Genomic DNA, 22,285 nt, shown 5'->3' with positions numbered 1-22,285 from the left:
GAACCGGCAGCCCGGTTGTCCTATGCCGCAACTGTTCAACGGTGCTGGCGTTTTTTGCCAGTTCAAGTGTTAGGGAGAGAAACGTTCACATGCGGGAAAACGACTCGGTTGCCGTTTATTTCGTGCAGGCAATGATCCATGCGCTGGCGGGTGATCCACAGCGCCTCAAGGCTGCACTGGAACAGGCCGGCATCGACCAGGCGTTGATGGCCGAGCCCACGGCGCGGGTGCCGGCAAGCGCGTTTGCCGAGCTGTGGTTGATTCAGATCCGCGAATTGAACGACGAGTTTTTCCGCCTCGACTCCCACGGCATGCCGCCGGGCAGCTTCGCCCTGATCTGCCGCGCCTTGATTCAGGAACCCGACCTGCACAAAGCCATGCGCCAGTGCCTGGCCAATTTCGGCCTGTTCCTGCGCGACTTTCGCGGCACCCTGACCGTGCGCGGCAAGCGCGCATTCATCAGCCTGGACAGCCACGCGCAAAACGACGACGTCAGCCGTTTCGGCGAAGAGACGTTCCTGGTGCTGATGATCAGTCTGATGTGCTGGCTCGGCGGGCGGCGCATCCCCATCGACCGCGCAGACTTCCGTCATGAACGCGTGTCCCTCAGCGACGACCGTCTGCTGTGGGGCCCCAACCTGACCTTCGGTGCCGAGCGCACCGAAATCGAATTCGCCAGTCACTACCTGCGCCTGCCGGTGGTGCAAGACCTGGCCTCGCTGAAAGTATTCCTGCGCACTGCCCCGCAATGGCTGGTGATCCGCTTCCGCAACCAGCATGGCCTGGCCTCGCAAGTCCACCAGCGCCTGCGCAACAGCGACTACAGCGAATGGCCGACCTTGCAGGATTTCGCCCTGGAACAACACCTGAGCCCCAGCACCTTCCGCCGCAAACTGGAGCGCGAAGGGTGCTCGTATCAAGAGATCAAGGACGAGGTGCGGCGAGGCGTGGCCTTTGAGCAATTACGCCAGAGCAAGGCGAGCATCAGTGACATCGCTGAGCGGCTGGGCTTTCAGGAACCGAGTGCGTTCCATCGGGCGTTCAAGAAATGGACGGGGGAGAGCCCGGGGCGGTATCGGGCGCGGTTTCAGGTGGGTGTGGAATGAAGTGGACTTTCTCTCTCTGTTTCGGGAGTACCTGAAACGGGGGAGCCACGGTACGTAATGACGACCTTTGCAAAGTGGTCCGTGTTCTGACTACCCACTTCAAGGGATGATTTTAATTGCGCAATTCGAGAGCGAATGGACATAGCAGTTAGCTTGCTGAACCCAGGTTTAGCTAGCTGCTTTTCCAGGAAAAGGAGCTCTGCTGATACGTGCAGATATTCGTTTCTATTCATGCGCGACCTCTGAAAGTCGGTCGATCCTCATCCTGACGCGTGCTCGCGTCAAGCGAACAAACGTTACAGTTGATTCGCACCGGGCTCGTTGCCGGGCTGAAGTACCATGACACCTTGTTTGTTCTCTGCGAGCCAGTCCCCATGCCTGCGGCCCTTAACCGCTTCACCGCCTTGTTCGACCAGGCCCGACGTGCCTTGCTGCTGGTCTGGGGCACTTCTCGCGGATTATTCCTCGGCCTGGTCCTGGCCACTCTGATTGCCGGTGTCCTCCCGGCACTGGCCGCCTGGATAGGTCAACGCATTGTCGACGCGGTGGTCAGTGCCATGCAGTTGCATGCGCAGCAAGGCAGTGCGCCGTTGTGGCCGGTGGTGCGTTATGTGTTGATGGAGGCGGGGGTGCTGGCGTTGTTGTCCGGTACTCAGCGGGCGTTGTCGGTTCAGCAGTCGCTGTTGCGGGTGCAGTTGGGGCAGAAGGTCAACACGATGATTCTGGAGAAAGCCCAGACGTTGTCGCTGGTGCAGTTCGAGAATTCCGAGTTTTACGACAAGCTGGTGCGGGTGCGGCGCGAGGCTTCGACCCGTCCGCTGGCGTTGGTGATGAAGTCGTTGGGGTTGATCCAGAACCTGATTGTGCTGATCAGCTTCGGCGTGTTGCTGGTGCACTTTTCGCCGTGGGCGCTGGTGCTGCTGGTGGTCGGTGCATTACCGGTGTTTTTCGCCGAGGCACACTTTTCCGGGGATGCTTTTCGGCTGTTCACCCGTCGAGCGCCGGAGAGTCGGCAGCAGAATTACATCGAGACGCTGCTGTCCCACGAGGGGTACATCAAAGAGGTCAAGCTGTTCGGTTTCGCGCCGCTGTTGTTGAAGCGCTATCGCGACACGTTCGCGCGTCTCTACGCCGAAGACCGCCGGTTGACGTTGCGTCGCGATGGCTGGGGATTCGTCCTCGGCCTGCTTGGTACTTCGGCGTTTTACCTGGCGTATGCGTGGGTGGTGGTCGATACCGTTCACGGCAATATCAGCCTTGGGCAAATGACCATGTACCTGGTGTTGTTCAAGCAGGGGCAAACGGCGGTCAGCAGTAGCTTGAGCGCCATCAGCGGTCTCTACGAAGACGGCCTTTACCTGTCGAGTCTTTATGAATACCTGGCCGAACCGGTGGTGGCCGATTCCGGACATCTCACCGAGGGCGCGGTGCCCGGCGATGGTTTGCGTTTCGAGAACGTCGGTTTTCGTTATCCCGGGGCGAGTCGTGCGGCGCTGGAGGGCATCGACCTGCACCTGGTTCCGGGGCGCAGCCTGGCGCTGGTGGGGGAGAACGGTTCGGGCAAGACCACGCTGATCAAATTGCTGACCCGTTTGTACCGACCCGATCAAGGCCGCATTTTGCTCGATGGCAGCGATTTGCAGACCTGGAAGGAGGACGTGCTGCGACAGCGCATTGGCGTGATTTTTCAGGATTACATCCGCTACCAGTTTTCGGTCGGTGAAAACATCGGCGTCGGCGACACGTTGGCGTTCAATGATGAACAGCGCTGGCAGGACGCGGCAGCGCAGGGCATGGCTGCACCGTTCATCGAGCGTCTGGATCGAGGGTACGCCACGCAATTGGGTCGATGGTTTGCCGGTGGGCAAGAGTTGTCAGGTGGGCAGTGGCAAAAGATCGCGCTATCGCGTGCTTACATGCGGCGCGATGCCGATATCCTGATTCTCGACGAACCGACGTCGGCACTCGATCCAGCGGCGGAAGCGGCGGTATTCGAGCATTTCAGCGAGCACACCGAAAGTCGCATGACGTTGCTGATTTCCCATCGTTTTTCCAGCGTACGCAATGCGGACCACATCATCGTGCTGGACCAGGGGGCGATCCTTGAGCGCGGCGATCACGACCATCTCGTGAAGGCGGGCGGACGCTACGCGCAGCTGTTCAACCTGCAAGCCCGGGGTTACCGCTAGGTTTTGCTTTCATCAAACCTTCGAGCGCCTGGCGATATTGGCTGCCCCCCAGGCTCATGCTGTTGTTATGGGTGCCGCCGGGCACCAGCAGCAGGCGCTTGGGTTCATTGGCGGCGTTGAACAACTGCTGGCTGAAGTATGAGGGCATGAACCGGTCGGCCAGGCCGTGAACCACCAGCAGCGGCATGTCGATGTCGACGATCTTGTCGAGGGAATCGAATTTCTGCGACACCAGCCAACGCACCGGCAGCCAGTTCACCGGCAGGTTGCTGTCGGCCACTTGCGCCACGGCATCGCCCAGCGAGGTGAACGTGGACTCGATCACCAGACCGCGCACCGGCACTTCGACTTGTTGCTTTTTCGCCTGTGCGGTCAGGTCCGCCGCAAGGTCGATGGCCACCGCGCCGCCCAGGGAGTGACCGTAGATCAGACGTTTGTTGGCGTCCGGTTGCATCTGGGTGAAGCGCTCCCAGGCGGCTCGGGCGTCTTCATAAACGCTGGCTTCGGAGGGCAGATCCCCTTTGCTTTGACCGAACCCACGGTAGTCGATGGCCAGCACCGAGTAGCCCATGGCGCGCAATTGCTCGATGCGAAACGCCTGGCCCGTCAGGTTCCAGCGTACGCCGTGCAGGTAGAGGATCGACGGCGCATCACGGCGTGCGGCCGGCCACCACCAGGCGTGGAGGTTTTGCCCGGCCTTGAATCGGGCGGGTTTGATGTCGAACTCCTGCACATCGTCCGGCAAGCCGCGGTACCAGCCCGCCGTACCCGGCTCGATGCGGAACAGCAATTCGCGCTCTTTGTACTTGAGCACACCGCAACTCACCGGCAGGCCGACGATCAATGCGGCCATGCACAGCATCGGCAGCCAGCGACGGCCCAAGCGGCTCATCCAACTCGACAACATACGGCGGTCCGGAAGGTCTGCGGGAAAAGACGGGTTTTAACAGATGCGTGGCGGGGGCGGGGACAAATTCGACAGCCGTATGAGGTTTTGGGGTGAATGATCGGGCCCCATCGCGAGCAGGCTCGCTCCCACAATTGACCGGGTTCTACCAGAAAAAACGCGATCCACTGTGGGAGCCAGCCTGCTGGCGATGGGGCCATAGCTGCCAAAGCTGATCTTACTGGAGCCCGATCAATCCACCTTCAACACAATCTTCCCAATAAGGTGGCGCTGATTCAGTTCAATGCGGGCATCAAACCATCACGACGGCTCAGCAAACGCATGCCCTGTTCCAGCAGCAGCGCAACCACAATTGCACCGGCCGCGATGACAAACAACAAAGCGTGATGACCGCCGCTAGCATTGAACAGCGCCGAATAGGCAAACCCGGCGAGGGCCTGAAACGTTGCAAACGAAACCGTCGCGCGACTCCAGGCCACTTGCTGCTGGTGATGTTGCGGGATCAGTTCGTGAACCCGTGCCAGCGCCAAGGGGACGATGCCCGGCGGGAACGAGCCGAGCAGCACCGCCAGCAAGGCCAGCGCCGTAAAAGAACTTGAGATCGCCAACAGGCCAACGGCAATTGCCTGTATCACCAGCACCACGCGAATACTGACCTTCGCGCCGAGTTGGTCCGCCAGAAACCCATAACTGACCGGCCCGATAATCGCGCCAAGGCCGTACATCACCCAAATCAGCGCGCCGACGTGCTGCCCGGCACCGAGCCCGCGGGCCACGTAATCCACCAGGAACACCATCGCAGGCACCAGCCCTGCGGCCATGAATGCGTATTGAGCGAACAGCAGGTAAACCCGTGGATCAGTGGCCGTCTTCGGCTCTGCGACTGCTGGCGTAGCGGCAGCGTGGTGCGTCTCTGACGGCCAGCCGAACCAGCTGGCGGCGGTCAGCACCAATGACAGCAGGCCAAGGCCGAACCAGGTTTGTTGCAAGCCAAGGCTCAGCAACGGCGGAACAATCGTCCCCGAACCGGCAATGCCCAAGCCAATACCGAGGAAAATCGCGCCACTGGCCAATCCTCTGCGCGCCGCCGGTACATGTGGCAGTACCGTCGCGGCCACCAGCACCATGATCGCGCCACCGGCAATGCCCGACAGCAGGCGCCAGCCGAAGAACCAGCTCACCGACAAGGGAAAGCCACAGGCGAAGAACGACAAGGTCACGGCAAACATCATCAGTCGCAGCGCGGCTTTGTTGGAGGTGCGCTGCGCGACGGGGCGGCCGATCAGGGCGCCAATCAGATAGCCGACCAGGTTGGCGGCACCGAGGTACACCACGTCGCGGGCGGAAAACCAGTGCGCCTGAATCAACGATGGAATCAATGGCGTGTACGCAAACCGCGCCAGGCCAATGCTGACGAGGCTGGCGCTGAGGCCGGCAAAGATTGGCAGCCAGATCGCGCTGCGCGAGGTAGTCGATGAGCTGTGCATGAGAAGGCTCCTGTGAGGTTGACACTGGCCTTCAGCCTATCGTGAGTATCCAATGCATTAACGCAGCGATTTTGCGCTATGGTGATGCGTATATGCATCACTGAGGGAGCCGCATGAATTGGGATGACGCACGGGTATTCCTGGCGGTTTGCCGAGAGTCGACACTGCGCGGCGCAGCGCGGGTGCTGGGGGTTGATCAAGCGACGGTGGGCCGGCGCATCACGGCGCTGGAAAAGTCGTTGAGTGCGACGTTGTTTCTGCGCACCTCCGAAGGCTACGCACTCACCGCCGTCGGCGAAGCGGCGCTGGCGGCGGTGGAAAAAATGGAGCGCTCGGCACTGGAACTGCAGCGGCAGATCCAAGGGCTGGACGACCGGTTGACCGGGCTCGTTCGGGTCAGCACCACTGACTCCATGGCCATCGATTTCCTGATCCCGGCCATTGCGCGCCTGCATCAGCAGCACCCCGACGTGCGGGTGCAACTGGACGCCTCGACGCAGATTCTCAGCCTGGCCAAACGCGAAGCCGACATCGCCGTGCGCAATACCCGGCCGGATAACCCGGACCTGATCGCGCGCCGAATCGCCCGCTGGCCGGTGGGTCTTTTTGCGTCTCAGGCGTATGTCGACGCACACGGTGTACCGGCGCCGGGTTCGGCGTTTGAGGGGCATGATCTGGTGGTGTATCAGCCGTACCTGCAAAGCCACAAGGACATGACACTGGTGTCGGAACCGTTGACGCGCGGGCGGATTGTGTCGAGCCTGAGCTCCGGCCTGCTGGTGCGTCGATCCATTGCCGCGGGCATCGGGCTGGGGGAAATTCCGGTGTACATGGGCGAGCGGGACGGACTGGTCAGGCTCTGGCCGGAACGCACGCGACCGTTGCCCTATGACGTCTGGCTGGTGACCCACGCCGACTTGCGGCACACCGCGCGGGTGCGGGCGGTGATTGATGAAATTGTCGCGGTGTTTTCCGGGACGGGTGAGTGACGGCGAAAAGCTCGCAGCCTCGTTTCACTCGACAGCTGCAGGTGTACGCAAAACCCTGTAGCAGCTGCCGAGTGAAACGAGGCTGCGAGCTCTTGATCTTATGGCATCTCAGGCAGTTCTTGCGGGCGCAAATCGAACACAAGTACTTCAGCATCCACACCGTTGCTCAACGTCAGCACTTGCTCATCACGAACCCGCACGCCGTCACCTTCCTGCAACTGCACACCATTGAGTTCGACGCTGCCTCGGGCCACGTGCACATAGGCATAACGATTGGCGGCCAGTTCCAGCGCGGCGCTTTCCTTGCCGTCGATCAGCGCGGCGTACACCCGTGCGTCCTGACGCACCTTCAACGAACCCTTGTCGCCGTCGGGGGAGATGATCAGTTGCAGACGCCCGCGTTTCTTTTGCGTGCTGAAGTGCTCCTGCTGATAGCGCGGTTTGGCGCCGCTCACCTCTGGCACGATCCAGATTTGCAGAAAGTGCACGGGCCGTGTCGCCGAGTGGTTGTACTCGCTGTGGGCCACGCCACTTCCGGCGCTCATCAACTGCACGTCACCGGGGCGGATCACCGAACCGGTGCCCAGCGTGTCCTTGTGTTCCAGCGCACCGTCGAGCACGTAGGAGAAAATCTCCATGTCGCGGTGCGGGTGCTGGCCGAAACCTTTACCGGCGGCCACGCGGTCATCGTTGATCACCAACAGGTCGGAAAAACCCTGCTCTTTCGGGTTGCGGTAATTGGCGAAGGAAAAGGTATGGAACGACTTCAACCAACCGTGATTGGCCGCGCCGCGATCAGAGGCTTTGCGAAGGGTCAGCATGATGAAATCTCCTGTGGGGACGTTGATTCGTCCGAGTGAGGAGAAGGTTAATGGTTACTGGTTGATGCAATAAGTGGGTGAAAATTGAAACACTGTCTCTTTAGGGTTGACGATTGTGTGCGGGTGATCACGTATTCTTATCCGACGCTGATGCCATGATTGCCCATAATGCACAGGACCCTTTTAATGCCGGGTACATTCCCCCCTGTGGGAGAGCCTGCTCGCGAAGGCGGTGTCACATTCAGCACTGCTGGTGACTGACAGACCGCTTTCGCGAGCAGGCTCGCTTGGATTGGTTTTCAGCCGATGGAACTTCCTTTGACTTCAGTGATTATTAATCCATGAAAACCATCGCTATGGTGCTGTTTCCGGACTTTCTCCTGCTCGACATGGCCGGTCCCATGGAAGTGTTTTCCATCGCCAACCGATACCTGTCCCCGGCTGATCACTACGTACTCACGACCATCGGCACCGAGCTTGACGCGTTGCGTGCGTCCAACGGCGTCAGGGTTCAGGCCGATCTGCACATTGATCAGGCGATTGAAGCTTACGACCTGCTGCTGGTGCCGGGCGGTCCCGGTGCCTATAACGAAAAACACCCGCCGTTGCTCGACTGGCTCAAGGGCGCTGTGGATCGCACCAGGCATTATGGTTCGATCTGCACCGGCGCCTTTTTGTTGGGGCACGCCGGTTTGCTCGACGGTTATCGCGTGACCACTCACTGGCATTACACCGAACGGTTGATCAAAGCCTTTCCCAAGGCCACGGTGCAGACCGATCAGATTTATGTGCAGGACCGCAATCTCATCACCTCCGGCGGCGTAACCGCCGGCATCGACCTGGCGCTGGCGGTGGTCGCCGAAGACCATGGCAAAAAAGTCGCGCAGGATGTAGCCAAAGTGCTGCTGGTGGTGATGAAACGCCAGGGCGGCCAGGCGCAATTCAGCCCGTTGATGGCCGCGGTCGCTCCCCATGAAACCCCGATCACCCGGCTGCAAAACTATGTGCTCGAACATCTGGACGAAGCGTTCAGCATTGAACGCATGGCCGGTCTGGCAACCATGAGTGCACGGCACTTCACCCGGGTCTTTGCCCGGGAAGTGAACATGACGCCCATGGAGTTTTTGCAAAACGCACGCATCGACCGCGCCAGGAGCCTGCTGGAAACCAGTGATGTGCCGCTCAAGACCGTGGCCTTCAAAAGTGGCTTCGGCAGTGTGCGGCACATGCGTTTTCTATTCAGTGAAAAGCTCGGCCTGACCCCCAGCCAATACCGTGAACAGTTCAGCTAGCCCGTTGTGTCCGTTGCACGCACCGTGATGGCCGGCACGCTCCCTTCGTGGCCGTTGAACCGTCACTGAGGTCTGCCAAGATACCCGTGAACTCTTTGCAATGGAGGTGCGGGAGCCTGGAGGGCGAGTGCGAAGGATGTTTGCGACACTTTGCGCCGGACCAGGTTTTCAGCACGCGAACGTGCATGAACAGTCTCACACGTATACACAGCGAAGCGGTGCTGCGTTTTGGCCCCTACGCGTTTCACCAGCGGCAACGTCTGATCCTGGAAGGTGATCGGCCGCTGCGCATGGGCGGGCGGGCACTGGACATTTTGCAGGTGCTGGTCGAGCGTGCCGGGACGGTGGTCAGCAAGGACGAATTGATAGCCCTGGTCTGGCCGACGTCGGTGGTCGAAGAAATCAACCTGCGCGTACACATCGCTGCGCTACGCCGCGCCTTGGGCGATGGGCACAACGGTCAGCGCTACATCGTCAACATTCCTCAATGCGGGTACAGCTTTGTTGCCCCGGTACAGCACCTGCCGGCGGGCGGGCCTGTGTCGATCCAGATGCTTCCAAAAACTCCACACAACCTGCCTGCCCGACTCACGCCGGTGATCGGCCGTGACGCGATTGTCGGCAGTCTGGTCCGGCAATTGCCGGTGCGACGTCTGATGACGCTGGTCGGGCCCGGCGGGATCGGCAAGACTACGGTGGCGTTGCGCGTGGCCGAACTGTTGTTGCAGCACTATCACGACGGTGTCTGGCGGGTTGATCTGGGGGCGATTGATGATCCCGCGCTAGTGCTTGACCACCTGAGGCGCACCCTCGAACTGGACCTCGGAATGCCCCTCGATGGATGGGCACAACGCCATGCGTTACTGGTACTCGACAACTGCGAGCACCTGCTTGAGCGTTGCCGGGCATTAGTTGAAAGCCTGTTGATCGCGGCGCCCCGGTTGTCGATTCTGGTCTCCAGTCGCGAGCCTCTGCTGGCCGCGGGGGAAACTGTCGTGCGTTTACCGCCACTGGTGGTCCCGCCCGCTTGCGAACTGCAAAGTGTTGCGCAAGTCATGGGGTATTCGGCGGTGCAACTGTTCGTCAGTCGCGCCCGTGCCCGTCAACAAGGCTTTGCTCTGCGTGAACAGGACCTCATGGCCGTGGGTGAAATCTGCCGCAGGCTCGATGGTTTGCCGTTGGCCATTGAATTGGCCGCCGCGCAAATCGACGCGTTGGCGCTGGTGGGGTTGCAAGCCCAACTCGATAACTGTTTTCAACTGCTGACCCTGGGGCGGCGCACCGCCGTCCCTCGGCATCAAACCTTGAAAGCCGCGCTGGACTGGAGCTATGAACGGCTGAGCCCGATAGAGCAGACGGTATTGCAGCACCTGGCGGTGTTCCAAAAGGCCTTCACCCTGGACACCGCCATCGACGTGATGAGCAGCGCGGTGCTGCTGCCTGATCGCGTGAGGAACGCGGTGGAACGCCTGGCGCTCAAATCACTGTTATCGCTGGAGCAGGGTAGCGGTGTGAGCCGGTATCGTTTCCTCAACACCACCCGCACCTATGCCCTGGAAAAACTCGAACACAATGGGGCGTTACGCGATGTTGAAAGGCGTTATGCCCGCTATATCAGCCGCGCGAGCTCCACGTCAGGCGGGCAGGTGGCATTGCAACTCGTCGAGTAACCGGCGGACTTTCATCAAGTCCGGCGTGGTAAAGCCTTCGGTGAACCGCTGGTAGAGCGGCGCCAGCAACTCATGGGCTTGCTGATAGAGGCCCTGACGTTTCCAAAGCTGTGCAAGTGTCGTGGCGCTGCGCAATTCCCAGGCGAGGGCGCCTTGGCTTCTTGCCACGTTCAGCGCCCTGATCAGCACGGCCTCGGCCGCCTGGTTTTGCAGCGGGCAATCCTTTGCCAGCAGCGTGTTCGCCCTGGCCCGCAGGATTTCCGCCGTGCTCCAGCCTGCGGTGCCTGTATCCGCTCGATGCAGCAAGGCCTCATCGACGAAATCGTTGTCCAGCGTGACCATGATGTCCTTGATCAACCCGGACCCAGATGAAGCTGGCAATCGCGCTTGCGCCGGCTCGATCACCTGCGCGTAGTGGCGCGCCCAGGTGTAGAACAGCAGCACAGAATGCTTTTGCGCTTGCTCCAGCAGCAGGCGCAGCAGCTCGCGCGCGCTGCGGGTGTCGCCGTTGTAATGGGCGATCAGGCAGCCGGCCAGGGCCAGGGTGTAGCAGATCGAGGTGCCATGGTTGATCTGGATCGCGATGTCCAGCGCTTGCCGTGCCGTGCGCCAGGCTTGCTCCGGTTGGCCCTGCAACCACAAGATGCGCGCCAGAATCGTAAGAGCGGCCACGCTCTGATCGTATTGCACGCCAAAACCGTGGGTGAAGCGGTTGAGGTGGCCGCTCTGGGCCATGCGCTGGATCACTTGTCGGGCATCCGCCCCTGCTTGTTCCTGATTCCCGGCAAAGTGCAGGGCCAGCACTCGTAAGCGGTGATTACTCAGCGACAGTACCGCCTCGTCCGGTGTGCTCAACCGGTCGAATTGCTGGCTCTGCTCCAGCGCCATTTGATAGTTGCCGCAACTGAGGTTGACCGCCATGTGCCCGGACACCGCCCGCAGTTGACCGACCACGTCTCTGCACTGTCTGGCCAGGTTTCTGGCGCTGACAAAGGCTTCGATGGTTTCCGGCGTGCCACCCTGGGCGTGGTAACAGGAGCTGCCGAGGGCGAGCTTCAGGGCCATTTTCAGCTGAAGGCAGGGGGCGGACGTCTCATCGAGCAACGTCAGGGCCTTGCGCACATACACGCCGTGTTCCTTGAGCAGCGACAGCTCCTGCCACAGCGGCGCCGACGTTGCGGTCAGGCGTATAGCCAGTGCTTGCTGCCCGTGTCCGTTCAAGCCCCAATCGAGCGCCGCGCGAATGTCTTCCAGGCCACGGGCATAACGCTCGATCCACGCGCTGGTGGGTATGTGCTCCCAGTCATTGCGGGCCTGATTCATCAAGGCCAGGCAGCGTTCAGCATGGCGGGTTTGCGTGTCCGCCAAGTCGGTGGACTGGCCGAGTTTTTCAAGGGCATAGCTGCGTGTGGTGTCGAGCAGGCGATAGAACACCTCTTCATCGCCCACTTCCACGTTGAGCAGCGACTTGGCCACCAATTGGGTGACCGCACCAAACACCTTGTCGGGGTCGATGTGTTCACCGACGATCACGGCGGCGGCCGACTCCAGGGTGAATCCGCCCCTGAACACGCCCAAGCGGCGCAGGCAGTTTTGCTCGCAGTCCGTCAGCAGTTCAAAGCTCCAGTCGAGCGTGGCGCGAAGAGTCTGGTGTCGGCCCAACGCCGGCTGACGCCCTTGAGTAAGCAGGCGAAAACTGCCTTGCAACTGTTCCAGCAGTCCACTCAAACCAAAGTTGCCGACTTGCGCGGCGGCGAGCTCGATGGCCAGCGGAATCCCGTCCAGTCGATGGCAAATGTCGATCAACAGTGGTAGTTCTTCATCGCTCAATTCAAAGCTGTCGTGACTGGCCATCGCCCGCTCGACAAACAATTGCAGCGCCGAAAACGTCATGGCCTGAGCGCGGTCCAGCACAGCGATGGGCGGCGGGCAATCCAGCGCTTCAAGGCGCTGGACGAATTCGCCTTCGGCCCGCAGGCTCTCGCGGCTGGTAGTCAGAATGTGCACGTGCGGCGCGCCCCGCAGGATGCCTTCGCAGAGCAGGGCAATGGCGTCGAGCAGGTGCTCGCAATTGTCGATCACCAGCAGCATCTGCCGGTCGCGCAGGTAGGCAGCGAGTTCGCTCATGGGTTCGCCGTCGTGCAGGGACAAATCCAGCAGCGTTGCCAAATGCGTGGTGACCATCAACGGATCATTGATCGGTGCCAGGTCCAGCAGGCGAATGCCGTCCCGGTAGCGCCCGATCAGTTGCTCGGCCACGCGCAGGGCCACGGTGGTCTTGCCGATGCCACCGGGGCCGACGAGGGTGATGAAACGCTGGCGTGCCAGTTGCGTCACCAGCGTGTCGACCAGGGACTCGCGACCGATCAGGCGAGTACCGCGCACGGGCAGGTTATGACCGTCGGGCACTGGCGCTTCGGTGTCGGGGTGTTGCTCGATCCGTTCCAGCGAGTAGGGCGCGACAAAGCTATAGCCGCGCTGCGCGACGGTGACGATGTAGCGCTGGCCGGCCTGACCATCGCCGAGGGCTTTGCGCAACGCCGCCATGTGCACCCGCAGGTTGATGTCTTCCACCACGCTTTTGGGCCAGACCTGTGCGATCAGTTGCTGTTTGCTGACCACCTGCCCAGCGTGCTCCAGCAGAATCAACAGGATGTCCATGGCCCGTCGGCCCAGGCGCAGGGGCTGGTCAGCCTCCATCACCAGACGTTGTCCGGGGTAGACCCGGTAGGGGCCGAAATGCACAGCCTGCTCGGGAGAAAGGGTCAACGGGGCACTCCAGCTTGCATCCATCCGGGACGGGTTTTTCGAACATATTCCGCAGGTTTTTTGATCAGCGCAATCCGGGTGACCGGCAATTGGGGGTGGTTGCTGCGACTGCCTGTACCGGGTAAACGCAGCCTGTGCCGTGTTTACGGTAGCAAAGACAGCGTTATGGTTTTTGGCGCGCCATGGAAAATTAACAACGTTTAACTCGTCTTGCGTCTGGTCTGCGCCCAAAACTCTGTTCTTCAACGTCCACCGGTTAATCGTAGTGCGATTCCTGTGGGAGCGAGCCGGCTCCGGGCGGCGTTCCCACATAGATTGCAGTAAAGCAGGGATTCATTGTCATGAGGACGCCAGAATGAGCAACGTGGTGGTGGTCTATCACAGCGGCTACGGGCATACCCGGGTCATGGCGCAGGCCGTCGCCCACGGGGTGGAACGGCACTTGGGCAGCACCTGCCAATTGATTCCGGTCGAGGAAGTGGAAGACCACTGGGACCGATTGCACCGCGCCGACGCGATCATCTTTGGTGCGCCGACCTACATGGGAAGCGCCTCAGCACCCTTCAAAGCATTCATGGAAGCCACCGCGGCGTTTTACCTGGCCCAACCCTGGCGCGACAAGTTGGCGGCCGGGTTCACCAACTCCGGCAGCCTGTGCGGCGACAAGCTAAACACCTTGCTGCAGATGGCCGTGTTCGCCGCCCAACACTCAATGATCTGGGTCGGCCTGGATGTGCTGCCGGCTCGCTCCGGTAACGGCGTGTTCGATGGGCAGATGAATCGCCTGGGCAGCTCGCTGGGTGCCATGTCCCAGTCAAATGTCGAACAACCTCCCGAACTGGCACCGCCGCCGGAAGACCGCTGCACCGCCGCGCATCTGGGCGAGCGGGTGGCCCGGCTGGCCGAACGCATGAGCCACTCACCGCTTTGATTCACCCCCAACCTTCGCTAAGGAGATATTGCATGAGTACGTTCACCACCCGAGACGGCACCGAGATTTACTACAAGGACTGGGGCACTGGTCAGCCCATCGTCTTCAGCCATGGCTGGCCGTTGAATGCCGACAGCTGGGAAGCGCAGATGATCTTCCTGGCCTCCAAAGGCTACCGCGTCATCGCCCATGACCGTCGTGGGCACGGGCGCTCCAGCCAGCCGTGGGCCGGCAATGACATGGACACCTACGCCGACGATTTGGCGCAGTTGATCGAGTTGCTGGACCTGCAAAACGCCGTGCTGTTCGGCTTCTCCACCGGTGGTGGCGAAGTGGCGCGCTACATAGGTCGCCATGGCACTGGCCGCGTGGCCAAGGCCGGGCTGATCTCGGCGGTGCCGCCGCTGATGCTCAGGACCGAAGCCAACCCCGGCGGCCTGCCCATCGAGGTGTTCGATGGCATCCGCCAGGCGTCACTGGTCGACCGCTCGCAGCTGTACATCGACCTCGCCAGCGGGCCGTTCTTCGGCTTCAACAAACCGGACGCCAAACCGTCGCAAGGCATGATCGACTGGTTCTGGGTGCAAGGCATGGCCGCCGGCCACAAAAACGCCTACGACTGCATCAAGGCGTTCTCCGAAACCGACTTCACCGAAGACCTGAAGAAGTTCGACATCCCCACCCTGGTGGTGCATGGCGACGCCGATCAGGTGGTGCCGATTGAAGCGGCAGGCATTGCCTCGGCAGCATTGGTCAAAGGTTCGACGCTCAAGATCTACCCGGGCGCCCCCCATGGCCTGACCGATACCCACAAGGATCAGCTCAACGCTGATTTGCTGGCATTCCTCAAGGGTTAACCCACGCTGCTACAGGCGCCCCGGCCCCTGTAGCAGCTGTCGAGCCCCGGCGAGGCTGCGTTCGGCGGCGAAGCAGTCGTAAACCCTGCACACGCGGCCTTGCTGAAACACCGCGTCGCCTGATTTCACGACTGCTTCGCAGCCGGACGCAGCCTCGCGTTGCTCGACAGCTGCTACAAGTCCCCTCAACTATCTCTGACTCACCACCCTCCCTGTAGCAGCTGACGAGCAACGCGAGGCTGCGACTGGGATTTGCCTGACAAAACGCGATTGCCCGGTGAGGTTCAAGACGGTATTTACCCGGCGTGCAGCGTGGGGCGTTATTGCGCGTGAAGTTGAGCGGAGCAGGCAGCGTGGTGGGGGTGTGACCGCACCGTACGGCAGCGCCAGGCAAACGGATTGATGCCTTCGCTACGGGTGAAGATGTGACAGAAGTGCGCTTGATCGCAGAAGCCGCATTCGAGGCTGATTTGCGTCAGTGTCAGGTCGGTGTTCTGGATCAGCTGCTTGGCTCGGGCAATCCGCTGGTGACGAATCCAGTCCTGGGGCGAGTAACCGGTGCTGCACTTGAACGCACGGGAAAAATGACTGCGCGAGAGGGCGCAAGCCCGTGCCAGTTCAGTCACCTCAACGGTTTCATCGAGACCGTCGAGGATCAGTTGTTTCGCCAGTCTTTCGCGCCACGGGGTCAAGCCGCCAGTGGCCTTCTTTGGCGATTCAGTGACTGCCGCGATGGCAGCGTTTTGCTGAGAATGGGCCATGGCAAATATCCGTGTCGGTGAGCTTCATTCTTCGTCGCGGGACATTGGCGAGCGAGTTAAACGTTGTTAATTCCGTCCGTGCGCAACACCGCAAAAGGCGCTAACTCAGCACATTTCTGCTATTTTTCGGGCGCGGTACTTGCACGATCGACGTCATCCGGTGGCGTTGCGCGTGATCGCTGATCGAGTAAAGTCCACCGCTTCATGCCTGGCTCAACACACAAGGGAACCGTGCCTATGAACCGTAACGATCTGCGCCGCGTCGACATGAACCTGCTGGTGATTTTCGAGGCCCTGATGTTCGAAAAGAACCTGACCCGCGTCGCGGAAAAACTGTTCATGGGCCAGCCGGCGGTGAGTGCGGCGTTGGGGCGGTTGCGCGATTTGTTCGATGATCCGCTGTTGCTGCGCAACGGGCGCGGCATGGAGCCGACCGGGCGGGCGCTGGCGATTCTCAAGGAATTGCAGCCGGCGATGGACGTGATCTCCGGCGCGGTCAGTCGCGCCAAGGAATTCGAGCCGGCCACCAGTTGCGATGTGTTTCGCATTGGGCTGTCGGACGATGCCGAGTTCGGTTTGTTTCCGCCGTTATTGCGGCAACTGCAAGAAGAGGCGCCGGGGATTGTGGTCGTTGTGCGCCGCGCCAACTACCTGCTGATGCCGGCGTTGCTGGCCTCCGGGGAAATCTCCGTGGGCGTCAGCTACACCACCGACCTGCCGGCCAACGCCAAGCGCAAAAAACTGCGGGACATTCCCTGCAAAGTGCTTCGCGGGGACAAGCGACCGGGCACGCTCACCCTGGATGAATATTGCGAACGGCCTCACGCCATGGTGTCGTTCTCTGGCGACTTGAGCGGCAACATCGATCACGACCTGGCCAAGCTCGGTCGCTGCCGCCGCGTGGTGCTGGGCGTGCCGCAGTTCAGCGGCTTGCGCGCGTTGCTCGCCGGCACCGAAATGATCGCCACCGTGCCGGACTACGCCGCGTGCGCGTTGGTGGAAGGCTGTGGGTTGCGGGCTGAAGACCCACCGTTCCCCATTGATGCGGCGCAGCTATCGATGGCGTGGAGCGGGGTGCATGACAACGACCCGGCAGAGCGCTGGTTGCGCTCGCGCATCAGCGAGTTCATGTCCGCGCCTTTGCCGATTCCGGCCTGAACGCGGCGGCCTCCCGGACTGACAAAATTCCACCTGGCATACACCGGCCCCTGTGGGAGCGGGCTTGCTCGCGAATGCGGTACGTCATTCAGCATTGATGTTGGCTGACACACCGCATTCGCGAGCAAGCCCGCTCCCACAGGGGATCTTCGCAGGTCTTTGGCTGCGTGCTCATCCAAAAAAACTGCACATCCATCCAATTTCCCCAGACATTCACCGAACCATTGTGTGCGGATCCGAAGGCTGTGTTTAATCGTGTTTAGCGTTACTTCCTGAAAGCTACAACGCCTTGCGCCGTTGCCTACGACTACGCCAGAATCCGCCGGCTTGTGTGCTTTGAAGCTGATCTTTATCGTTTCCCTATCGCTGCCAATCAGCGATCGGGTATAGCGACCCGGACTATTCAAAGTGCATCAGTGCTCCTGACTTCGTTGCAGACTTTTGTCGTCTGCAATTACGTTATGGCGGCTGTATGCGGGAGGCCCCAGGGTCTGCCGGGTTGCCTTTGACCGGTTCGCTAACCTGCATACAGTTGCCACCCTTACTTGTTTAGCGACAAGTTCTGGTGGCCCGATTTTCCAAAGGAGATTCACCATGTTCAAAGCCACACCCAATCCCCCGGAATCCGACAACGTTTCCCCCTGCGATCGCCTCAATCCCAAGCTTCTCCCACCGCACAAGCCCAGCACCATTTACCTCATCGCCCCCGGTGTCGACACCGAAACCCTATTGGTCAATGCCTGCGAATCCCTGGCCTCGGCCAGCGTCATGGCCAGCGATTTCGCCGGGCTGATGGAAGGGCCGCATCGCAACACGATGCTCGGTATTCAACAGAACATCATGTTGGCTGAGCTGGCAGTGAATCGGGCACTGGATATTGTTGATCCGCAGTAACGTTGTCCGTTGAAAAAAAACGGCCTCAGCGAGGCCGTTTTTTTGTGCCTGGCAAAAACCTTCCAGCAACGAAGATGAATCCCGGAGCATCCACAAAAAGAGCACACCCATCCAATTTTTCCCGTCCCCACCCCGGCACTATCGAATGATGTCCCGGCACCTCGCTGCCGGTGGTTTTTCATTTGTGCAGGTTGCCCATGAACGCTTCGCGACGGGATGAGCGGGTCCAGGATTTTGCGCTCTTGTTTTTGCGGGTCAGCAGCAGTTTGTTCCCGCTGTGGATGCGCGGTTTGCCGAAGCTGCTTAACTACAGCGCTCAACTGCCAGTCATCAAAGACCCTTTCCACCTGGGCGCGAACGTCACGCTGACGCAGGCGTTCACTGTCCGATTCGCCGGAGCGCTACGGTATGCCTGAGTCCAATCGTTTTGAGGAAGTCGTGACCCTGGTCATCAAGCACCGGGTGAAGGCGGGCTTTGAAGTGCCTTACGAAGCCTGGCTGCGCAACATTGTCAGCATCGCCGGGCAGCAGGAGGGGCACTTGGGTGTCGACGTGATGCGCGGTAAAAACGCCGGCCTCGACCTGTACACCTGTGTATTGCGCTTTTGCACCACGGATGCGATGCAGCGCTGGCTTGATTCGCCACAGCGACAGGAATTGGTCCGCGAAGCCACGCCGATGCTTGCTGACGGCGACCAGACCGAGGTTAACCCGGTCAAGGAATTCTGGTTCGCGCCGCAAACCGACACCGAGTCGCCACCGCCTCCGCGTTGGAAACAGGCCGTGGTGACGCTGTTGGTGATTCTGCCGCACACCTTGCTGGTGCCACTGATCTGGGGGCCGCTGCTGCAGCTCAATGCCTTCCTCTCCAATTACGTAGTGGCGACATTCCTGATCACGCTAACCATTGTGGTGTCGGTGGTGTACCTGTTCATGCCGATGGCGACGCGCCTGTTCGCGCCCTGGTTATCTCCGTCCATTCAGCCCAAGGAAACGCGATGAACGCCGACCTGATTCTATTCAATGGCCAATTTCATACCGTTGACCGTGAAAATCCGCTCGCCAGTGCCGTTGCCATCCGCGACGGTCGTTTTGTTGCGGTCGGTACCGATGCCGAGGCCATGGCCCTGCGCGGGCCGGGTACGCAGGTCATCGACCTCAAGGGCCGCTGCGTCATCCCTGGTCTCAACGACTCGCACTTGCACCTGATCCGTGGCGGTTTGAATTACAACCTCGAACTGCGTTGGGAAGGCGTACCGTCGCTGGCCGACGCCTTGCGCATGCTCAAGGAGCAGGCCGACCGCACGCCGACGCCACAATGGGTGCGGGTGGTCGGTGGCTGGAACGAATTCCAGTTCGCCGAAAAGCGCATGCCGACCCTCGAAGAACTGAACCAGGCCGCGCCGGACACGCCGGTGTTTGTCCTGCATTTGTACGACCGCGCCTTGCTCAACCGTGCCGCATTGCGCGTGGCGGGGTACACCCGCACAACGCCGAACCCGCCGGGTGGCGAGATTGTGCGCGATGCCAACGGTGAGCCGACCGGCATGCTGGTCGCGCGGCCCAACGCGATGATTTTGTACTCGACGCTGGCCAAGGGGCCGAAGTTGCCGCTGGAGTATCAGGTCAACTCGACCCGCCAATTCATGCGCGAACTCAACCGTCTGGGCCTGACCAGCGCCATCGATGCCGGCGGTGGTTTCCAGAATTACCCGGACGATTATCAGGTGATCGAGCAACTGGCCAAGGACCAGCAACTGACCATTCGCATCGCCTACAACCTGTTCACCCAGAAGCCGAAAGAAGAACTCGCCGACTTCAAGAACTGGACCAGCAGCGTGACCCTGCATCAGGGCGACGATTTCCTGCGGCACAACGGTGCCGGGGAAATGCTGGTGTTCTCGGCGGCGGATTTCGAGGACTTCCTTGAACCGCGCCCGGACCTGCCACAAAGCATGGAAGACGAGCTGGAACCGGTGGTGCGCCACTTGGTGGAACAGCGCTGGCCGTTCCGTTTGCACGCCACCTATAACGAATCGATCAGTCGCATGCTCGACGTGTTCGAGAAGGTCAATCGCGACATCCCGTTCAACGGCCTGCCGTGGTTTTTCGACCACGCCGAAACCATCACCCCGCAGAACATCGAGCGGGTGAGGGCGCTGGGCGGCGGAATCGCGATTCAGGACCGGATGGCGTTTCAGGGTGAGTATTTTGTCGAGCGCTACGGCGCCAAAGCCGCTGAAGCGACACCGCCGATCAAGCGCATGTTGGCCGAAGGCGTACCAGTCGGCGCCGGCACCGACGCCACGCGAGTGTCCAGCTACAATCCATGGACTTCGCTGTACTGGATGGTCAGCGGCCGGACCGTGGGCGGGCTTGAGCTGCACGCCGAGGGCCTGTCCCGGCAGACCGCGCTGGAGCTGTTCACCCACGGCAGCGCCTGGTTTTCTTCCGAGCAAGGCAAGAAAGGCATGATCAAGGTCGGCCAATTGGCGGACGTTGCGGCGCTTAGCGCGGACTTTTTCAGCGTCGACGAAGAAGCGATCAAGTGGATCGAGTCGGTGTTGACGGTGGTTGGCGGCAAGGTGGTGTATGCCGCCGGCGACTTCGAAAAACTTGGGCCGGCCAGTGTGCCGGTGTTGCCGGACTGGTCGCCGGTGGTGAAAGTGCCGGGCCACTGGCGTCCGGCTTCGCCGATGCAGGCGCAGGTTCACCATTGCAGCGGACCGTGCGGCGTTCATTCACACAGCCATGAAAAGGCCCGTTTGTCGAACGCCCCGGTCAGCGATTTTGCCGGTTTCTGGGGCGCCTTTGGCTGCTCGTGCTTTGCGTTCTGACGATCAAATAAAAAGCGCCGGCCGTGTTGGCCGACGCCCTGAGCGATAAACATCCACCGAGGAGTTTCACATGAGCAACGTTCCGTACAAACGCCTGAACAAAGACGATGCCGTTGTCCTGTTGGTCGACCACCAGACGGGCCTGATCTCACTGGTTCAGGATTTCTCACCCAACGAATTCAAGAACAACGTGCTGGCCCTCGCGGACCTGGCAAAATTCTTCAAACTGCCGACCATCCTCACCACCAGCTTCGAAAACGGCCCGAACGGCCCGATGGTGCCGGAGCTCAAGGAACTGTTCCCGGACGCGCCCTACATCCCGCGTCCAGGCCAGATCAACGCTTGGGACAACGAGGACTTCGTCAACGCCGTTAAAGCCACGGGCCGCAAGCAGTTGATCATCGCCGGCGTGGTGACTGACGTTTGCGTGACCTTCCCGACACTGTCGGCGCTGGCGGAAGGGTTTGAAGTGTTCGTCGTCACCGACGCCTCGGGCACCTTCAACGAAACCGTGCAGCAAGCCGCCTGGGCGCGTATGTCGGCGGCCGGTGCGCAACTGGTGAACTGGTTCTCGGTGGCCTGCGAACTGCAAGGTGACTGGCGCAACGACATGGAAGGCCTGGCGAACCTATTGTCGCCGCGCATTCCGAACTATCGCAATTTGATGAACAGCTATTCGGCGCTGACGTCGAAGTAAGCCCTGTTGCAATGAAAGATGCCCGCCCATGTGCGGGCATTTTTTGTCTGTAGCAACTGCCGAGCCCACGTCCAGCTCCTGTAGCAGCAGTCGAGCAGCGCGAGGCTGCGTTCGGCTGCGTAGCAGTCGTGAGTTCAAACATTGCGGTGTGTCAGACAAAACTCGCACTCAGGTTTTACGACTGCTTCGCAGCCGAACGCAGCCTCGCGCTGCTCGGCAGCTGCTACAGGAGTTGGACGTGTGATTGTTGGGGTGTCGATATGCGTAAAAGCGGCTATAAAGTGTTTGTCTGTCAACCAGAGTGTGACAATGAACCCGTTCGAAGACATGCGTATTTTTTGCCAGGTCATGGACTCCGGCAGCTTCACCGCGGCGGCTGATCAATTGGGGTTGTCCAAGCAGTTCGTCAGCCGGCGTTTGATGCAGCTCGAAGAGCGCCTGGGTGTGCGCCTGCTCAATCGCTCGACGCGGCGGCTGGACGTCACGCCGCTGGGCCAGAGTTATTACGAGTCAGCCTTGCGCCTGCTGGGTGAGGTCGAGCAAGTGGAGCAGGGCATCGCCGGGCAGACCACCGAGCCACGCGGCACCCTTCGCATCAGCGCGCCGCTGTCCTTTGCGGTGGCGCATTTGGGTTGCCTGCTGCCTGTGTTCTTGCAGCGTTATCGCGATGTCACCGTGGAAGTGGACCTCAGCGATCGGCCGGTGGACTTGCTGGGTGAGGGCTACGACCTGGCGTTGCGCATCGGCATTCTGGAGGACTCGACGCTGATCGCCCGGCGCATCGCGTCGATCCAGCGTGTGTACTGCGCCAGCCCGACTTACCTGGCCGAGCGCGGTACGCCGCTCAAACCCGAAGACCTGCACAGCCATGACTGTCTGCCTTATGGCCACAGTCGTCAGGTGCAATGGCGGTTCGACGG

The 22,285-nt window shown here is 60.7% G+C and carries 18 protein-coding genes and 1 pseudogene; 14 read left to right on the top strand and 5 right to left on the bottom strand.

The window, feature by feature from the left end; all coding sequences use genetic code 11:
* Nucleotides 1-89 precede the first annotated feature (89 nt).
* Both PMI22_RS10030 and PMI22_RS10035 read left to right on the top strand, forming a co-directional pair.
* Entirely contained in the window at nt 90-1,106 is a 1,017-nt protein-coding gene (locus tag PMI22_RS10030; RefSeq protein WP_007947056.1) for an AraC family transcriptional regulator, read from the top strand.
* A 374-nt stretch (nt 1,107-1,480) separates the two neighbouring features.
* A complete protein-coding gene (locus PMI22_RS10035; protein ID WP_007947055.1) occupies nt 1,481-3,295 on the top strand; it encodes an ABC transporter ATP-binding protein in 1,815 nt (604 codons plus the stop codon).
* On the opposite strand, the gene PMI22_RS10040 is transcribed toward PMI22_RS10035, so the two are convergent.
* On the bottom strand, nt 3,267-4,202 hold the full coding sequence (locus PMI22_RS10040; RefSeq protein WP_007947054.1) for an alpha/beta hydrolase: 936 nt from the start codon (nt 4,200-4,202) through the stop codon (nt 3,267-3,269). The genes PMI22_RS10035 and PMI22_RS10040 overlap by 29 nt on opposite strands.
* Nucleotides 4,203-4,477: 275 nt before the next feature.
* On the bottom strand, nt 4,478-5,689 hold the full coding sequence (locus PMI22_RS10045; protein WP_007947053.1) for a YbfB/YjiJ family MFS transporter: 1,212 nt from the start codon (nt 5,687-5,689) through the stop codon (nt 4,478-4,480).
* 113 nt (nt 5,690-5,802) lie between these two features.
* On the opposite strand from PMI22_RS10045, the gene PMI22_RS10050 reads away from it, so the two are divergent.
* A complete protein-coding gene (locus PMI22_RS10050; protein ID WP_007947051.1) occupies nt 5,803-6,678 on the top strand; it encodes a LysR family transcriptional regulator in 876 nt (291 codons plus the stop codon).
* A 98-nt stretch (nt 6,679-6,776) separates the two neighbouring features.
* On the opposite strand, the gene PMI22_RS10055 is transcribed toward PMI22_RS10050, so the two are convergent.
* Nucleotides 6,777-7,499 carry a pirin family protein gene (locus PMI22_RS10055; RefSeq protein WP_007947050.1) on the bottom strand — a complete coding sequence of 241 codons (723 nt, stop codon included), beginning with the start codon at nt 7,497-7,499 and terminating at the stop codon, nt 6,777-6,779.
* 341 nt (nt 7,500-7,840) lie between these two features.
* Here PMI22_RS10055 and PMI22_RS10060 point away from each other — a divergent pair, with 341 nt between their 5' ends.
* Nucleotides 7,841-8,791, top strand: a complete 951-nt coding sequence (locus PMI22_RS10060; RefSeq protein WP_007947049.1) for a GlxA family transcriptional regulator — start codon at nt 7,841-7,843, stop codon at nt 8,789-8,791.
* 185 nt (nt 8,792-8,976) lie between these two features.
* Nucleotides 8,977-10,461: an ATP-binding protein gene (locus PMI22_RS10065; RefSeq protein WP_007947048.1), complete on the top strand. Its 1,485-nt coding sequence runs from the start codon at nt 8,977-8,979 to the stop codon at nt 10,459-10,461.
* Here the strand turns inward: PMI22_RS10065 and PMI22_RS10070 are convergent.
* The gene (locus tag PMI22_RS10070; RefSeq protein ID WP_007947047.1) at nt 10,426-13,230 is read right to left on the bottom strand and encodes an ATP-binding protein; all 2,805 of its coding nucleotides are present in this window, start codon (nt 13,228-13,230) and stop codon (nt 10,426-10,428) included. The two genes, PMI22_RS10065 and PMI22_RS10070, sit on opposite strands and share 36 nt — an antisense overlap.
* A gap of 355 nt (nt 13,231-13,585) precedes the next feature.
* On the opposite strand from PMI22_RS10070, the gene PMI22_RS10075 reads away from it, so the two are divergent.
* Complete coding sequence (locus PMI22_RS10075) at nt 13,586-14,161, top strand: flavodoxin family protein (RefSeq protein ID WP_007947046.1); 576 nt, start codon at nt 13,586-13,588, stop codon at nt 14,159-14,161.
* Between the two features lie 32 nt (nt 14,162-14,193).
* Nucleotides 14,194-15,018 (top strand): alpha/beta fold hydrolase, encoded by an 825-nt coding sequence (locus PMI22_RS10080; protein ID WP_007947045.1) that lies wholly within the window; start codon nt 14,194-14,196, stop codon nt 15,016-15,018.
* 320 nt (nt 15,019-15,338) lie between these two features.
* On the opposite strand, the gene PMI22_RS10085 is transcribed toward PMI22_RS10080, so the two are convergent.
* Nucleotides 15,339-15,779, bottom strand: coding sequence for a helix-turn-helix domain-containing protein (locus PMI22_RS10085; RefSeq protein WP_007947044.1), 441 nt, complete (start codon nt 15,777-15,779; stop codon nt 15,339-15,341).
* Between the two features lie 237 nt (nt 15,780-16,016).
* Here PMI22_RS10085 and PMI22_RS10090 point away from each other — a divergent pair, with 237 nt between their 5' ends.
* From PMI22_RS10090 to PMI22_RS10115, 7 genes and pseudogenes are all read left to right on the top strand, one after another.
* A complete protein-coding gene (locus PMI22_RS10090; RefSeq protein WP_007947039.1) occupies nt 16,017-16,937 on the top strand; it encodes a LysR family transcriptional regulator in 921 nt (306 codons plus the stop codon).
* A 594-nt stretch (nt 16,938-17,531) separates the two neighbouring features.
* Nucleotides 17,532-17,831, top strand: coding sequence for a DUF6124 family protein (locus PMI22_RS10095; RefSeq protein ID WP_007947038.1), 300 nt, complete (start codon nt 17,532-17,534; stop codon nt 17,829-17,831).
* Between the two features lie 197 nt (nt 17,832-18,028).
* Nucleotides 18,029-18,208 (top strand): annotated as a pseudogene (locus PMI22_RS0129510) (LysR family transcriptional regulator); the annotation flags it as partial.
* 31 nt (nt 18,209-18,239) lie between these two features.
* Nucleotides 18,240-18,833: an antibiotic biosynthesis monooxygenase gene (locus PMI22_RS10100; protein ID WP_007947036.1), complete on the top strand. Its 594-nt coding sequence runs from the start codon at nt 18,240-18,242 to the stop codon at nt 18,831-18,833.
* Nucleotides 18,830-20,668: an amidohydrolase gene (locus tag PMI22_RS10105; RefSeq protein ID WP_007947035.1), complete on the top strand. Its 1,839-nt coding sequence runs from the start codon at nt 18,830-18,832 to the stop codon at nt 20,666-20,668. Before PMI22_RS10100 ends, PMI22_RS10105 begins: the two co-directional genes overlap by 4 nt.
* A gap of 70 nt (nt 20,669-20,738) precedes the next feature.
* A complete protein-coding gene (gene ycaC, locus PMI22_RS10110) occupies nt 20,739-21,365 on the top strand; it encodes an isochorismate family cysteine hydrolase YcaC (protein ID WP_007947033.1) in 627 nt (208 codons plus the stop codon).
* A 309-nt stretch (nt 21,366-21,674) separates the two neighbouring features.
* A partial coding sequence (locus PMI22_RS10115) for a LysR substrate-binding domain-containing protein (RefSeq protein ID WP_033049423.1) occupies nt 21,675-22,285 on the top strand: 611 nt, incomplete at its 3' end.

The sequence above is a fragment of the Pseudomonas sp. GM21 genome (assembly GCF_000282215.1).
Taxonomy (GTDB): Bacteria; Pseudomonadota; Gammaproteobacteria; order Pseudomonadales; family Pseudomonadaceae; genus Aquipseudomonas.
The sequence above is the reverse complement of the archived record's forward strand: the minus strand, read 5'-3'. Positions and strand labels throughout refer to the sequence as shown.

Coding starts and splice junctions, on each gene's coding strand:
- PMI22_RS10030 (WP_007947056.1), top strand. CDS start 90: ATGCGGGAAAACGACTCGGTTGCCGTTTATTTCGTGCAGGCAATGATC.
- PMI22_RS10080 (WP_007947045.1), top strand. CDS start 14,194: ATGAGTACGTTCACCACCCGAGACGGCACCGAGATTTACTACAAGGAC.
- PMI22_RS10100 (WP_007947036.1), top strand. CDS start 18,240: ATGCCTGAGTCCAATCGTTTTGAGGAAGTCGTGACCCTGGTCATCAAG.
- PMI22_RS10065 (WP_007947048.1), top strand. CDS start 8,977: ATGAACAGTCTCACACGTATACACAGCGAAGCGGTGCTGCGTTTTGGC.
- PMI22_RS10040 (WP_007947054.1), bottom strand. CDS start 4,202: ATGTTGTCGAGTTGGATGAGCCGCTTGGGCCGTCGCTGGCTGCCGATG.
- PMI22_RS10075 (WP_007947046.1), top strand. CDS start 13,586: ATGAGCAACGTGGTGGTGGTCTATCACAGCGGCTACGGGCATACCCGG.
- PMI22_RS10060 (WP_007947049.1), top strand. CDS start 7,841: ATGAAAACCATCGCTATGGTGCTGTTTCCGGACTTTCTCCTGCTCGAC.
- PMI22_RS10085 (WP_007947044.1), bottom strand. CDS start 15,779: ATGGCCCATTCTCAGCAAAACGCTGCCATCGCGGCAGTCACTGAATCG.
- ycaC (WP_007947033.1), top strand. CDS start 20,739: ATGAGCAACGTTCCGTACAAACGCCTGAACAAAGACGATGCCGTTGTC.
- PMI22_RS10045 (WP_007947053.1), bottom strand. CDS start 5,689: ATGCACAGCTCATCGACTACCTCGCGCAGCGCGATCTGGCTGCCAATC.
- PMI22_RS10090 (WP_007947039.1), top strand. CDS start 16,017: ATGAACCGTAACGATCTGCGCCGCGTCGACATGAACCTGCTGGTGATT.
- PMI22_RS10050 (WP_007947051.1), top strand. CDS start 5,803: ATGAATTGGGATGACGCACGGGTATTCCTGGCGGTTTGCCGAGAGTCG.
- PMI22_RS10055 (WP_007947050.1), bottom strand. CDS start 7,499: ATGCTGACCCTTCGCAAAGCCTCTGATCGCGGCGCGGCCAATCACGGT.
- PMI22_RS10105 (WP_007947035.1), top strand. CDS start 18,830: ATGAACGCCGACCTGATTCTATTCAATGGCCAATTTCATACCGTTGAC.
- PMI22_RS10095 (WP_007947038.1), top strand. CDS start 17,532: ATGTTCAAAGCCACACCCAATCCCCCGGAATCCGACAACGTTTCCCCC.
- PMI22_RS10035 (WP_007947055.1), top strand. CDS start 1,481: ATGCCTGCGGCCCTTAACCGCTTCACCGCCTTGTTCGACCAGGCCCGA.